The organism is Gracilimonas mengyeensis (assembly GCF_900182705.1).
In the GTDB taxonomy this organism is placed as follows: Bacteria; Bacteroidota; Rhodothermia; order Balneolales; family Balneolaceae; genus Gracilimonas; species Gracilimonas mengyeensis.
Genome location: NZ_FXTP01000001.1, coordinates 171,506 through 185,722 on the forward strand (window position 1 = coordinate 171,506; position 14,217 = coordinate 185,722).

13 protein-coding genes are annotated in these 14,217 nt (G+C 44.9%); 3 read left to right on the forward strand and 10 right to left on the reverse strand.

The annotated features are described in order from the left end of the window. Positions 1–305: 305 nt before the first annotated feature. The 10 genes from FN815_RS00725 to FN815_RS00770 form a co-directional block, all read right to left on the reverse strand. Complete coding sequence (locus FN815_RS00725) at positions 306–3,095, reverse strand: exo-rhamnogalacturonan lyase family protein (protein WP_142452676.1); 2,790 nt, start codon at positions 3,093–3,095, stop codon at positions 306–308. A 314-nt stretch (positions 3,096–3,409) separates the two neighbouring features. Continuing rightward, positions 3,410–4,444 (reverse strand): NADH-quinone oxidoreductase subunit NuoH, encoded by a 1,035-nt coding sequence (gene nuoH / locus FN815_RS00730; RefSeq protein WP_142452677.1) that lies wholly within the window; start codon positions 4,442–4,444, stop codon positions 3,410–3,412. Continuing rightward, on the reverse strand, positions 4,445–6,181 hold the full coding sequence (locus tag FN815_RS00735) for an NADH-quinone oxidoreductase subunit G (protein WP_142452678.1): 1,737 nt from the start codon (positions 6,179–6,181) through the stop codon (positions 4,445–4,447). 57 nt (positions 6,182–6,238) lie between these two features. Next, positions 6,239–6,589 (reverse strand): four helix bundle protein, encoded by a 351-nt coding sequence (locus tag FN815_RS00740; RefSeq protein ID WP_142452679.1) that lies wholly within the window; start codon positions 6,587–6,589, stop codon positions 6,239–6,241. Between the two features lie 66 nt (positions 6,590–6,655). Beyond that, positions 6,656–7,942, reverse strand: coding sequence for an NADH-quinone oxidoreductase subunit NuoF (gene nuoF / locus FN815_RS00745; RefSeq protein ID WP_142452680.1), 1,287 nt, complete (start codon positions 7,940–7,942; stop codon positions 6,656–6,658). Positions 7,943–7,948: 6 nt separating this feature from the next. Next, positions 7,949–8,491 (reverse strand): NADH-quinone oxidoreductase subunit NuoE family protein, encoded by a 543-nt coding sequence (locus FN815_RS00750; protein ID WP_142452681.1) that lies wholly within the window; start codon positions 8,489–8,491, stop codon positions 7,949–7,951. After that, positions 8,492–9,784: an NADH dehydrogenase (quinone) subunit D gene (gene nuoD / locus FN815_RS00755; RefSeq protein WP_142452682.1), complete on the reverse strand. Its 1,293-nt coding sequence runs from the start codon at positions 9,782–9,784 to the stop codon at positions 8,492–8,494. Between the two features lie 3 nt (positions 9,785–9,787). Then, positions 9,788–10,300, reverse strand: coding sequence for an NADH-quinone oxidoreductase subunit C (locus tag FN815_RS00760; protein WP_142452683.1), 513 nt, complete (start codon positions 10,298–10,300; stop codon positions 9,788–9,790). Between the two features lie 4 nt (positions 10,301–10,304). Continuing rightward, positions 10,305–10,787, reverse strand: a complete 483-nt coding sequence (locus tag FN815_RS00765; protein ID WP_020402842.1) for an NADH-quinone oxidoreductase subunit B — start codon at positions 10,785–10,787, stop codon at positions 10,305–10,307. Positions 10,788–10,795: 8 nt separating this feature from the next. Further along, a complete protein-coding gene (locus FN815_RS00770) occupies positions 10,796–11,170 on the reverse strand; it encodes an NADH-quinone oxidoreductase subunit A (protein ID WP_142452684.1) in 375 nt (124 codons plus the stop codon). A 224-nt stretch (positions 11,171–11,394) separates the two neighbouring features. On the opposite strand from FN815_RS00770, the gene FN815_RS00775 reads away from it, so the two are divergent. The 3 genes from FN815_RS00775 to FN815_RS00785 are packed head-to-tail and all read left to right on the forward strand — an operon-like array spanning position 11,395 to position 14,181. Further along, complete coding sequence (locus tag FN815_RS00775; protein WP_185957119.1) at positions 11,395–11,988, forward strand: bifunctional nuclease family protein; 594 nt, start codon at positions 11,395–11,397, stop codon at positions 11,986–11,988. Positions 11,989–11,992: 4 nt separating this feature from the next. Then, positions 11,993–13,603, forward strand: coding sequence for a bacillithiol biosynthesis cysteine-adding enzyme BshC (bshC, locus tag FN815_RS00780; protein ID WP_142452685.1), 1,611 nt, complete (start codon positions 11,993–11,995; stop codon positions 13,601–13,603). Beyond that, positions 13,600–14,181: a 5-formyltetrahydrofolate cyclo-ligase gene (locus FN815_RS00785; RefSeq protein ID WP_142452686.1), complete on the forward strand. Its 582-nt coding sequence runs from the start codon at positions 13,600–13,602 to the stop codon at positions 14,179–14,181. Before bshC ends, FN815_RS00785 begins: the two co-directional genes overlap by 4 nt. Positions 14,182–14,217 lie beyond the last annotated feature (36 nt).

The following is a 14,217-nucleotide window of genomic DNA, read 5'->3' on the forward strand; positions in this document are numbered from 1 at the left end:
GATGCCTGACTTTTCTTGAAGTTAAAATCCATCTCGAAAAAGTCCTCCCTTGAGGGAGGTGGATTGCGCAGCGATAGCGTAGCAAGACGGAGGGTGTCCGCGCCAAGGCTTGGTTCGTTAAAATGGCATTTCCTATTCCACTTAGCACTGAAGCTGGAGCTTCATATTTTCGCTCCCAACGAGGACGTTGGGAGCGAGGCTGCGAGAGGGAATAAGCTTGACCCCATCATTCCGCTCAGACAGCAAGGCCTATTGGCTTACAATTCGAGAGAGCGGGGTGATGGATTTTAAAGAGCCAAGCAAAGCTATTTTACATGCTCGCCCACAAGCGCCGATACCTGTATCGCGGCCAGTCCCCACTGGGCAGAATCATTGGTGCTAACCCAGGGTGCTTCATCCACCGGGTTAATAGATTCGGGGCCCTCAATACGAAGAGTAGACAATGACTTTTGCATTCTGGGTGCATTGGCATGGACGCCCCATTCATCCTGGATCAACTCGGGAACGGCTCGTTTAGCCAGCTCTTCATCGTTAGTCATGGCAGCTGCATAAGCTGTGATTCTGGAATGAGATTGTACAAAACCGGGATCACGATAATCACTTCCCAATGCTTCTTGCTGTACTTCTTGTGGGGCATTGTAAAGGCGGCAATAATTCAGCCAGGCTTCTTTAAACTCCGGTACATCGATAAGCACAATCAATTCTGCACAGAGCTCAGGTAAACCGAACATAGTGCTTAAGTGAGAAGCCCGTGGTTCTGGGTTATCGGGTTCCGTCATTTTCTTGGTATCTACATCATAGGCAAAACTTCCGGTGAAGAAACCCCACTTGGATTCACCGATCGAACGCATAGCCTGTTCGATCCATCTTTTCACTTTTGGATCACCAGTACGCTCCCATTCGGTGAGCCAGTTCGCCGCTGCAGATCCAAAATCGGTACCCACGCCCATACGGCTTTCCTCCACTTTAAACGGCTGCCCAGGCAGTTTCCGTACCGGATTGATATTAGCAAGCTGCCGGTCGGCTTCGAGCACTTCGTGCAGCACATCTCCAGTTCTTTCGTCAGTGGTCAAGAAATAGTGAAAGCGTCGATTCATACAGGTACTGATACGCAGTTGTTTCGCACTACATCCCCAATGCTGCACATTATGGCGAGTGCCTAGTCCGGCAAAGCGTCCCTGGTGGTAGATATCTACATCGCGATTATGACGGTTCATGGCTTCTGCCAGGCGATAGGCCTTCATATCGCCGGAGCGAAGGAAGGTATACCACAGCCACATATCTGTGGACAATTCGGAGTTATCCCAAGCATAGCCCCCCACATCGTATCGCCACATATGACGATCGGTGTCATAGGTATGCATAAAGTCTCCATAGTCCCAAAATCCATACCAGTGATGCTGATCTACTTGATCATCGTAATATTGGATAGACCAATCAAGCCGGTCTTCAAGCTCACTGAGTTTTTTGTTGGATCGATCAGGAAGTCCCCACATATTGCTAAATACACCTGCATTCAAGAAATCCTTGGGCTGAACGGATAATTGCGGCGGTTGCTCTACCGACCGGGCAAAATTCCCGAGAAAGGTGTTGGAAGGAGTTCCGTCGCAAATCCTAAGAAACAGGTCGGTAGACCGGGCTACGCCATAAGGTGTACCAAATCCGGGTTCGTAATCTTCATAAGTGATTCTAAGTGCATCCAGCTGTTTCGCATAAGGGGTATCGGGAACGCTGGGTTCCACTCCATCTACTGGTTCAATATCGAGCGGGCCACTAACGTCCTGTCCCATTCCATCATGATAGAAACGAATATCCATGGGCTGAGCATCGGGTGACCACATCCATATCATCACTTCTGCTTTATCATCAATGGCATTTCGAATATCAATTTGAGTGGGGTGTAGTTTCCAGAAATCCCGCATACCAAAGGCAACGCCACCGGAAGCTCCCCCAATGTACGCTGCTCCCGAGGAACGGCCTCCATGGGCCGAAGGAATCCAGGAGTGTCCTTTCTTGGTTCGTTTTTCAACTTTAAATCCGTTTGCCGATAGCTGAGAGAGTTTGTAGTCACCCCAGCGTGGAATCCAGTGGATGCGGGAGCTGACACGCCGATCCCAGGTACTTGGTGGGGGAACGGCCTTTCCTGCGATTTGTGCTTTGCGAACTTCTTCGCCCGGATCGCGTCGGAGTCCTGTGAGTCCCTGTATGGCTTCAGCCCAAATTCCGTTCTGAGGACCAGATAAGCGAACATGCCGGTTATAAAGCTCATCGTGCATGGGTACTTCAAATTTTACTCCAAGGCTGGAAATGAAATCCTCATTTTCATCCCCATCAAACACAAAAGTATGAACCATGCGTATCGCGTCACTGTCAGCATGAAAATACAGGCGAACTGAAAAGGGAAGCCATGTGCGACCTTCTTCAAACTTGTGGGTGCCATCAATTTTGATGACTGCCCGTATGGGGCCGTCCTGTTCTACCTCAATATCAGAAATATCTGAGGTGAAATGGATTTGGGGAGAGCCAGCTTCTGGTGAATCTTGTTTGGTACCTTCTAAACGACCATTTTCAAAAACTTTTTTACCATTACGTTCAATAGAAGTGATTAGATTTTCACCTTTTTTGGAAATCAAGCATTTCATCTTTCCCGTATTCACATGTACTTCTCCGCTGGTTTCTTTAACCTGAACAGCCGTATCGGGACGTGCAGGCTTTCCAGGCTGGATCTGATAATGATCACTCACACCGTTAGAACCGGAAACGGCATGTCCCGTCCATTTGATGGATCCATCCGGCCATGTGGCCGTGATCCATGTTTGAACCGGCACGTTTTTACCTTGAGCATCCATCAGTTTGAACTCTGTTCCTTTGGCATGCTTTCCCTTAGGCCAGGGCACACCGAAAGCCGTTCCGTTTTGCAGGGCAGGGGTGTCTCCATCTACCCAGCTAAGAGCATTGGGTTTGTCGGGGATGAATTTTGTCTTTGAAAGCTTATCCTTGTTCGCTTCTGATAAACTGTTTTTTAATATTGGAATACCAGCTACTGCAAGTGCTGTGTTTTTGACGAAATCGCGACGGGAAAAATTTTTACTCATGGTATAACTACTTGTAAATCATTGTCGAATTAGAAAAATGCCAAAACGTTTATAGGCATTTGTCCATATGAAATTTTGGAATCTGTTATTCTTACACTTAAAAAGAGACATCCAAAGTGTGGATTTACCGTGTTAGAACTTAATTTTTGTTACATCACTTGTGGCTTCTGACAGCAGGGCTTTTAGCACAGTATAGTAAGGGCGCATTGCCTCTAAACCATTAGTGGTTTAAACAAAAACTATCGCATAAAAAAAACCGGCCGAAGCCGGTTTTTTAAAATCAATTTAATCAGTGTAATCAGCGAAATCAGTGATCAAAAGAGGTGTGTATAAGCATACATCCCAGCAGCAATCAGCAGGAAGTTGAGAATACTCAGAGGTAACATACGTCCCCAGCCCAACTTCATTACCTGATTGTATTTGAAACGTGGAATTGTCCAGCGAACCCAAATAAATACAAAGCACCAGAAAACAACTTTAGCCGTGAATACTCCCACATCCAGGAAGCCTTTGGCCAGAGAACTCATCTCCGGCAACCAGTATCCTGCAAAGGGCAGGTGGTAACTTCCAAAGAAGAAAGTAGTAATCAATACACTGCCAATGAATACGTGCATGTACTCAGCAAGGAAGAACATCCCGAATTTCATCCCGGAATACTCGGTGTGGAAACCACCTACCAGTTCCTGCTCGGCCTCTACAAGGTCGAAAGGCGTACGGTTAGCTTCCGCAAATGCGGCAATAATGAAAATGATTGCACCTATTGGGTTGATGAACACGTTCCAGAGATACTCTTGAGAAGCGGCAATTTCAACAACACTTAATGAACCGGCAACCAATACTACAGATGCCACGGCCATACCCATTGGTAGTTCATAGCTAATCATCTGTGCGGCAGCACGAAGTCCCCCAAGAAGGGAATATTTACTATTTGATGACCAGCCGGCCAGGGTTACGCCATATACTCCCAAAGAAGCAACAGCCAGCAAAAACAGCACGCCAGCGTTGATGTCTGTTACATATAATCCCTCTCCGAAAGGAATTACGGCTACCGACATAAAAGCGGTAATAACCGGGATCATAGGAGCTACGGTGTGAAGGGTTTTAAACCCCTGAGAAGGAGTTACATCCTCTTTAATTAACAATTTAAGTACGTCAGCAATAGGCTGAAGTAGACCTGCAGGACCTACTCGGTTGGGTCCTACACGGTTTTGAATTAAACCTGCAATGCGGCGTTCTGCATATACCAGAATTGCCGCAGAGTTTAACCACATAAACACTCCTAAACCAAGCGTAGCCACCCAGGTTGGGATAAATAATAAACCAAATAAATCAATTCCACCTGTACTCATTTATGCTGTAGCCTCTTGTTTGGTTGAAGGGTTAAGGTTGATGCCCATTTCGTTATCCATGCGTTCGTAGCTTACACCATCAAAAGCAGAAATGGAGGATGCAATTTCATCCATAATTTCGCGGGATGGACCAAAGGATACATCCAGTCCAATGCGTTCGGCCAACTTGTCCATGATTTCCCAGGCGGGCACACAGTCCACTTTATTTTCCTCGGTTCTCCAGTTGTCAAAATTGGTTCCAAAACGATCCAATCTACCTTGGTTCATTTCAAGATCCAGACTACGGTTGGTGTATTTGGTTTCTTTCGCAGGGAAGGAGCGTTGGATGCGTCCGTCTACGTTTACGTAACTGGCAGCATGCTCGGCAATACAAGTTACCGGGATTACCAGATCAGCCGCTTTGGTGGTCTCACATTCATTCGTGGCCATCAGGATGCTGAAGGTATCTTTAAGATCATCAGCAGATAGGGCTCCGCGATCAATAAGTTCATCCGTTAGCAGAATGGTAACCTTGGCTTTTTTCACGTCGTCCGCAATATTGGCGCTTTCTTCGTAGCCCAATAATTTTACGCCATTGGTGTTCGGCGCCTGATCGTCCGTAAGCAATAAATCATCACCGGCACCTTCTTCAACATGAGGTGCAAACTTGAAGTTACTTACGCCCCACAGGTTGAATACTTTCATTAAGGCGAAGTTTTCTTCAACCGATGCATGGGGACTTCCAATCACCAATACATCTTCCGGTTTGTTAGACTCAAGTGTTTCCGCAAAAGTCTCAATGGCGTTGTTCCAGGAAGTTTTGGACTGATTATCGCCATCCAATTTGATAGCAGGGCGAGAGAAGCGTTTCTCGTTAAATCTTCTGTACGCTTCCCGTCCGGCATCCGGCATCCAGTGGTCGTTCACTTCACCGTTATATCTTGGGGTGATACGTAGGATAAGATTGTCACGCGTCCAAAGATCAATATTGGTTCCTTTTCCACCGGTAATATCAATACTTGGTGTCTGGTTCATTTCCCAAACACGGGCTTTGAACCTGAAATCCGTAGAGGTGAGAGCACCTACCGGACAAATATCCACAGTATTCAGTGAATAGGGATCGTCAAACTCACGTCCGGGAGCTGTGATTGGGTAATTTTTGTCGCCACGGGAAGTGATGGTCAGCTGGTTGGTTTCACTAATTTCTTCGGTAAACCGAACGCATCGTGTACAGTTGATGCAACGTTCGGCATCCAGCGTAACTCTTGGGCCAAGCTCAACACGTTTCGGTTTGTGTTGTTTCTTAACCTCAAAACGGCTGCCTTCCGGTCCATATTTATAGGTTTGGATCTGTAGCGGACATTCACCGGCCTGATCACAAATAGGGCAGTCAAGCGGGTGGTTGATCAGGATAAACTCCATAGTATCCTTTTGAGCCCGGGCCACTTCATCACTGGTTTCCTGGGTATGAACCACCATGCCATCCTGCATCTGTGTAGTACAGGAAGTCTGCATTTTTGGGAACCAGCGAATTTGGCGATCACCATTTTCATCCAGTTCGTATTCACCGGTATCACGGTTTTTTACGGGAGTACCTACTTTTACGTAGCATTGCCGGCAGTTTGCCGGTGCACTCATACTGGGGTGATAACAGAAGAACGGAACTTCCTTACCATTATCTAAAATGAACTGAAGCAAGCCACGATCGTCGCCTTCTTCAAATTCGTATCGTTGTCCGTCTATAAATATTTCTGACATATTCGATTGTTGATTTTTGAATGATGATTGATGATTTGTTCTAAATCAGTTCATGCATCATTTTCTTTGTGATGTTCTTCTGGAAGAAATAAATATTGATGTCAATTCATTGGCTTCTTTCAGCAATGGCTCAACCAATGGTCTTGGCTTGAGTTCTTCATCAATAATGAACTGCATCCAGAATTCACTTTCATCAGCTTCTTCAATAACTATGCTCAATTTTGCGGTAAAGGCTGCTTTACTATGAGCAATGCAAGCAGCACGATAATTTGCTGCAACTGAAGTACCGCAACGAATCAGTTGCCCTTTAATATGATTGCCTAAATATGTATTTGGCAAACTAATAGCCAACTTTACACATCTGTGAGCAAAATCTTTTGTCCTTAATATTAAATCATGTTTGTTCACAATCTCTTTTTGAATAATGATTGCCGAAAGGACAAATCAACAATCATCAATCATAAATAATCAATTTCATGCAACCGCATGAACAGATTTTTTACAGCGTGCTTCAAATTCGTCTCTGAAACGGTTAATGGTGTGGCGAACGGGCCATGCGGCGGCATCAGCCAGAGCACAAATTGTCCGGCCTTCCATCTGGGTGGTCACATCCAGTAACAAGTCGAGGTCACGGATTTCGCCTTCGCCATTTTTAATCTTCAATAACACTTTTTCGAGCCATCCGGTACCTTCGCGGCATGGAGTACACTGGCCGCAAGATTCATGATGGTAGAAGTGTGATATTCTCCAAAGAGCATCCACCATATCGGTGTCTTCATCCATCACCATCATACCGGCGGTACCCATCATAGACCCAACTTCACGTAATGAGTCAGCATCCATGGTTACGCCGTCCAGCATATCAGCACGTAACACCGGGGTAGAAGAACCACCAGGAATCAATGCTTTTAATTTCTTACCACCACGAACACCCTGAGCTACATCATTAATAAGCTCCATAACAGGCATACCGGTTGGTAGTTCATATACACCAGGACGGTTTACATGCCCTGAAATTCCATAAAGAACGGGGCCCGGATGTGTTTCAGCACCAATGTTTTTAAACCAGTCGGCGCCGTTGTTGATCACGCCAGGTACGTTGGCCAGCGTTTCGATATTGTTAATAGTGGTTGGACGTCCCCACAAACCTTTTTGAGCAGGGAAGGGTGGCTTAACCCGTGGATATCCACGTTTGCCTTCCAGCGATTCCAGCATGGAGGTTTCTTCTCCACAAATATAAGCACCGGCTCCTCCGGTCACTTCAAATTCTACGCTGTAGTCGGTTCCAAATAAATTCTTACCAATAAAACCTTTGTCGCGGGCATCCTGCAAGGCTTTTTCCATCATCTTAATCCACGAATAATACTCCCCGCGGATGTACACATAAATATTGGTCACTTCCATTGCATAAGCGGCAATGAGTGCGCCTTCAATGAAAAGATGGGGATTGTACTCAAAAATTTTGCGATCCTTAAAGGTGCCCGGCTCCGATTCGTCACCGTTGCAAGCAAGATAACGGGGGCCGCCATCGGCAGGGGGCATGAAAGACCATTTTAGTCCGGCATTAAAGCCAGCGCCACCTCGTCCGCGGATGTTGGCCTCTTTTACTTCATTGACAACGTCTTTGGGTTCCCAGTCTTTGCCCTTAACCACTTTTTCAAAGGCCTTGTATCCGCCATTCTTGATGTATACATCAATTTTCTCAAGATTGGGGATGTCGGGAATTAATACCGGTTCAAAAGATTTCCAGTCTGCAGCCATAATCTATTAAATATTTCTTTTTTCGAGGAGGGGCATTCCCACGGATTCAAATTCGGGCATTTCGCCTTCTTTAAGGCTTTCAATAACTTCATCGAGTTTTTCTTCGGTGAGATTATTGACATACACATCATTGGTTATTTGCATCATCGGGGCATAACCACAAGCTCCCAGGCATTCAACCGATTGGATGCTAAACATACCGTCTTCGGTCGTCTCGCCGGCTTTGATGCCCAGCTTGTCTTCCAGATAATGCAGCATCTTATAACCGCCACATAGCTGGCAACTGGTAGTGGTACAAACATCCAATACATATTTACCCTTGCGCTCTTTGTAATACATGGTGTAGAATGTAGCAACACCGTGCACATGAGATTCGGGTAATTCCAGGGTTTTAGCCACCAGGCGCTGAACAGCAGGTTCCACATGGCCAAAACGGCGCTGTGCTACCCACAATACAGGCAGGGTTGCAGCCGTATTGGTTGGAAATTTAGCCTTGATGGTTTCAATTTCCTGTAAATCTTCTTTCGTGAATTCGTAGGTTTCTTCCATTTATTTATCTGCTTCTCCCATTACGGGGTCTACTCCTCCAATTATCACAACGGTATCGGCAACCATCTCGCCATCCAGTATATTCTCCAGTACCTGAAGATTTCGGAAAGACGGGGCGTTTACTTTCAGACGCCAGGGGTGGCCGGTTCCATCACTTTGAATATAATATCCTAATTCGCCTTTTGGGGCCTCCACGGCATGGTACACTTCTTTACCTGCCGGTGGACAGATACCCGTGTCGGTCATCATAAAATCATGAATCATGCCTTCCATAGAGTAATATACCTCGTCTTTGGAAGGGTAGGCCTGTTTGGCATTGTTGGTGCGCACAGGGCCTTTGGGCATCTTATCGAAGCATTGCTGTATAATCTTAATGCTTTCTCCCATTTCCTCCATGCGGACAAAATATCGGGCAAGGTTGTCGCCTTCCAGTCGGGTAGGCACTTCAAAATCAACCTTGTCATATTGTAAATAAGGATTGATGATTCGTTGATCTACGGCATAACCGGCTGCTCGTAGTACGGGGCCTGTTGCACCAATGTCGAGAGCATCTTCGGTTTTAACAATGCCGACATCTTCATTACGATCAATAAACAAGCGGTTACGATCCAGCAGTTTGTGCCAGTCTTTGAGTTCCTGAGGAAAGGTTTCCACGAACTCTTTAATGCGGGCAACAGCTTCATCCGTAAAGTCACTGGCCACACCACCAATTCTTGAGTGTGATACCGTAAAACGGTGGCCTGCTACTTCGTCAAAAATATCATAAATCTTTTCACGCTCACGGAAGGTCCAGATAAAGAAGGATATCGCTCCGGCATCCATAACCATAGTTCCTAACCAAAGAAGGTGAGAGGAAATACGCGCCAGCTCGCAACAAATCATTCTAATATATTGTGCGCGTTCTGGCACATCTACCTCGGCCAGTTTCTCTACTGCTGTACAAAGCGCAACATTGTTGCTATAAGGGGAGAGGTAATCCATGCGGTCGGTATAAGGCATGAATTCCTGGTAGGTTTTATTTTCTGCAATTTTCTCAACACCACGGTGCAGGTAACCGATATCAATTTTGGTCTTCTCAATCAGCTCTCCTCTAAGTTGCAGGATAAGCCGAAGTACACCGTGAGTGGCAGGGTGCTGAGGCCCCATATTGAGGATCATTTTTGAATTCAGCGGATCTTCGCTGTCAATTTCCTCAATGGTTGTATGCTTGTCTTCCAGGCTTTTGTAGATGCTTCGCTGATGCTTCTCAAAAAACCTTGGATTTACTTTGTCGTTAATATCTTTGAGTTTCATGCCTTACTCCGTATCTGGGGTTGTGTCAGGCAGGGCAATAGAACCGGGGATGCCTAACAGCGGGAATTCTTTACGTAACGGGAAGTATTCGAAATCTTCTGGCATAAAAATGCGACGAAGATCGGGATGCTCTTCAAATCGAACACCAAACATGTCATACACTTCGCGTTCATACCAACTGGCTGATTTCCAAACCGAAGTAACGGAATGAACAACTGGATTTTCTTCTTCCACGCGGATCTTAATGAAAATGCGGTCTTGTGTGCGCAGATTCATCATGTTATAAATTACTTCAAAACGCTCGTCGGAGGTGTACCGGTCGGTTCCGAGAATATCACACAAGAATATAAAATGCTGTTCAGTCTTCAGGTACCGGCAGATGTCTACTATATTATCGGCTTCCATACGTATATATGTGTGGTCGCACGACTGATATACCTCGATCAGATCATCGGAGAACTTATCCGATAATCCATCCACAACAGCCTGTTCGGTTTCATTTAAATTCAAACTCATAAAATCAGGTATCTAAAAGTACGGAGTGCTCGGTTTTAATTTTATCCTGGATTTTCATCAAGGCATGAAGGAGGGCATCGGGACGGGGAGGGCATCCGGAAATGTAAGCGTCAACCGGGAGATAATTATCTACTCCCTGTACTACTCCATAGCAGCGATGCATACCACCGGTTGATGCGCAAGCGCCCATGGCAATGCACCATTTTGGGTCGGGCATCTGGTCCCAGATTCTGCGAATGGCGTGTGACATTTTATAAGTAGACCATCCCGCAACAATCATAACGTCGCTTTGCCGTGGAGAAAACCGCATTACCTCGGAGCCGAAGCGGGAGGCATCATAGCGGGGGCCGGCAAAGGCCATCATTTCAATAGCGCAACACGCCAAACCCATTGGCATAGGCCAGGCGGCATTTGCGCGTGCCCAGTTTGTAAGGGCGTCAATTTTAGTTGTGAAAAAACCTTCACCTAGTGCTGATTCAATTCCCATAGTAATTATTAAGATTTAAAATGATTTAGGTCCCAGTCGAGGGTGCCTTTTTTGAGCGTATATAAAAGACCTACAAATAATATGACAATAAAGGCGGTCATGGCCATAAACGTTCCAAAACCAAGTTCAAGATATCTTACGGCCCATGGATAAATAAAGACCACTTCAAGGTCAAATACTATAAACTCCATGGCTACCAGATAAAAACTGATGGAATAACGATCTCTGGCTTCACCCACAGGATCCATACCGCTTTCATAGGGGTTTAATTTGGTTTTGTTTGGCCGGAAAGGACCAAGCACAATGGATAATACCAAAAATGCCAGTGCCAGAACTACGGCCACAACGGCAAGGATTAGAATCGGAAAATAATTTTCAAGCATGAGTTAGAACGTGTTCTAATGTTAAGGGCTGAAAAGTTAGCCTCAATGTTTTGCAATGTCAACGCAAAACGGGCGAGAATATAAGTGTTTCTTAGCTTTTATTTAGAACAAAAACCCCTAAAAAAACAATAAACTTTTTCGAGCCGTAATGAGTTGGGTTACTAAACACATGGTTTAACCCTTAATCAAAAATCATTACCTTTGCATCTAACCTTTAATAGCTTATGGCAGGTGAAGATTTGAGTAAAGTTTTAATGGAAATATTGGGGCTGTCAACGAGTCCGAGCAGTGGCGGCGCATATGCCCTGATTTTAACAGAAGCAGAAGGAAATAACCGGCTCCCGATAATTATTGGGTCGTTTGAGGCACAAGCAATAGCTCTTGAGCTTGAGAACATAAAACCACCGCGACCCATGACGCACGATTTGCTTAAAAACTTTGTACTTAGCTTTGATACAGAAATCAAGCATGTATACATCAACGATTTATCTGACGGTACTTTTTTCGCGCAGATAATATTTCAGAAAAATGGGGAAAAGATCGAATTAGATGCTCGGCCCAGCGATGCCATTGCGTTGGCTGTGCGATTTGATGCACCTATTTATGTAAATAAGGATGTGTTGGATGAAGCTGGTATTAGTACAGAACCTGAGCATCAAACCCTGGAGCAAGCGTTGAAAGGCGATGAGGTTAAACCGGGTCAGGAAGAGCTTTCCCAGCTCGAAAAGCTGGAAGAAGAGCTTCAAACTGCTATAGAAACAGAAAACTATGAGAAGGCGGCAAAGCTTAGAGACCGCATATCAAAAATGAAAGGATAACATTTTGGACCTATCAGGCTGTTCGTTCAGCGAACTTTCCTACTCAACACTATTTAATACATACATTACTAATTTTAGTCAGCTCAGTTCATTTTATGGCTACAATCCTTTAGATGAAAAGGATGTACAGCAAAGAGCAGAAAAGCAGGGTAAGGCCGCTTATCAAGACGACTATTCCAAAGCGATAGGCGATTATCATGAGGAATTGGGGATTATGGAAGCCCAGGAAGCCCAACGAAAAAAACTGGCTGAAGAGAAGGCACTGGCGATTGTAACAGGTCAGCAACTGGGAATTTATGGCGGTCCAATGTTTACTATATATAAGACGCTTACTGTAATAGCGCTGGCTAGGTATTGGGAGCAAAAACTAAATCGGCCGGTTGTTCCTGTTTTTTGGCTGGCGGATGAGGATCATGACTTTGAAGAAATTGCTTGGACCGGTATCACTGGAAGAGATGATTTCAATAAAATTCTTTTTGATAAAGAAGGAAATGGTGAACCGGTAGCTAATCAGCTGGTAACCGATCAGATTGAAGGTTTTCGGGAAAAAGTTAAAGAAGAGCTTTTCGATACGGATTTTACCGATAGCCTGTGGGAACAGCTAAACCAGCATTATACTGCAGACAAAACCCATGCTCAGGCTTTTGCCGGGCTTATGAACGATTGGTTTGCAGATGAAGGTCTACTTATCGCCGGAAGTAATTTTCCTGAGATAAAACATCTGTTAGCTCCTGAATTCAAAAAATCTATTGAACAAGCCTCAGGCTTATACGAGGCTATCGAACAAAAAAGCAGCGAACTGGAAAAAGATTTTCACCGGCAGGTGATGAATGGTGATTCCAATTTGTTTTACCTGAACGATCAATCCCGTCTAAAAATCAATAAAGATAATGAGCGATGGGTAGCGGGAGATCATAGCTGGAGTACCGAAGACTTATTGGAGGAAATTGAATCTAATCCTGAACGCTTTTCTCCCAATGTGTTCTTACGACCTGTTATTCAGGATAAATTATTACCCACTTTAGGGTATGTGGCTGGTCCGGGCGAGATTGCCTATTATGGACAAATGAAATCCTTATATGAGCAGTTTGACTTAGAAATGCCGGTCATATTTCCACGCTTTACGGGTACGCTTGTTGAGTCCGGCATCACTCGCATCAAAGATAAACTTCCGTTCAAGTTTTGTGAATACGGGAAGCGCATTGAAGATTTGGAAACGGAGTTTGTTGAGAAAACCGAAACTGTTGACATTGAAAAGGTTTTTGGAGACTGGAAAGACAAAATAGAAGCCTCGGCAGAGGAACCACTCGAATTTATTAATGAGATCGATCCTACCTTAGATGGTACGGTGGGTAAGACTGTAGCCGGGTTCACAAATGAACTCGATAAGCTGAAGGGCCGCGTGTACCGCTCGGTAAAGAAACAGGAGGAGATACAACTGCGTCGCATTGAGAAAATAAAAGTAAACCTGTTCCCCGATGGTGGGCTGCAAGAACGCTCTGTATCACCTATATACTTTATGAATAAGTATGGGTTGGATATATGGAGTAAGCTGCTGAAAGAAGTTGAGCAGGGAGGAATAGATCTTAGCAAGCATCACCTCATTGAGCTATGAACGCTGTTAACAAACGTAAAGAGGAACTGCGGGAAGAAGTTCTAACCCGCAGAAGTAAACTGAGTGAAGAAGAATGGCAGGCTAAATCTGAAAAAATCATTCAGCACTTTTTTTCCGACGATTTGTACGACATGGCAAAGGTTGTGCATTGTTATGTTTCTATGAATGAGCGTAATGAAGTATGTACCGATGCGCTGATTACCAAGATGCTTGAAGCCGGAAAAAGAGTGGTGGTTCCCGTAACAAACTTCTCAAACGTATTATTGCATCACATTGAGATTGATAGCCTGGATGACCTGAAATCGAACAAATGGGGGATTCGTGAACCGGATGCGGAAGAGGAAGAAGAAGTTCCGGTTGAAGAACTTGATGTCGTAATTATCCCTATGGCTGCTGCCGACCGGAAAGGAAATCGCCTGGGATATGGCAAAGGATTCTATGACCGTTTTTTGGCTAAGACCAATGCCAGAAAGATTGGCTTCGTTTTCAAAGAGTTTCTTTTTGATGAAATACCAGTTGAAGAATACGATGTAAAGTTGGATGTTATCATAACTGAAGATGGGCCATTAATCCCGTAACATTAACATCTTGTTGCCGTAAGGATGGCCAAACAA

What these genes read in the sequence shown, in the direction of transcription:
- FN815_RS00725 (WP_142452676.1), bottom strand. Translation starts at nt 3,095, where the DNA reads ATGAGTAAAAATTTTTCCCGTCGCGATTTCGTCAAAAACACAGCACTT.
- nuoH (WP_142452677.1), bottom strand. Translation starts at nt 4,444, where the DNA reads ATGAGTACAGGTGGAATTGATTTATTTGGTTTATTATTTATCCCAACC.
- FN815_RS00735 (WP_142452678.1), bottom strand. Translation starts at nt 6,181, where the DNA reads ATGTCAGAAATATTTATAGACGGACAACGATACGAATTTGAAGAAGGC.
- nuoF (WP_142452680.1), bottom strand. Translation starts at nt 7,942, where the DNA reads ATGGCTGCAGACTGGAAATCTTTTGAACCGGTATTAATTCCCGACATC.
- FN815_RS00750 (WP_142452681.1), bottom strand. Translation starts at nt 8,491, where the DNA reads ATGGAAGAAACCTACGAATTCACGAAAGAAGATTTACAGGAAATTGAA.
- nuoD (WP_142452682.1), bottom strand. Translation starts at nt 9,784, where the DNA reads ATGAAACTCAAAGATATTAACGACAAAGTAAATCCAAGGTTTTTTGAG.
- FN815_RS00760 (WP_142452683.1), bottom strand. Translation starts at nt 10,300, where the DNA reads ATGAGTTTGAATTTAAATGAAACCGAACAGGCTGTTGTGGATGGATTA.
- FN815_RS00765 (WP_020402842.1), bottom strand. Translation starts at nt 10,787, where the DNA reads ATGGGAATTGAATCAGCACTAGGTGAAGGTTTTTTCACAACTAAAATT.
- FN815_RS00770 (WP_142452684.1), bottom strand. Translation starts at nt 11,170, where the DNA reads ATGCTTGAAAATTATTTTCCGATTCTAATCCTTGCCGTTGTGGCCGTA.
- FN815_RS00775 (WP_185957119.1), top strand. Translation starts at nt 11,395, where the DNA reads ATGGCAGGTGAAGATTTGAGTAAAGTTTTAATGGAAATATTGGGGCTG.
- FN815_RS00785 (WP_142452686.1), top strand. Translation starts at nt 13,600, where the DNA reads ATGAACGCTGTTAACAAACGTAAAGAGGAACTGCGGGAAGAAGTTCTA.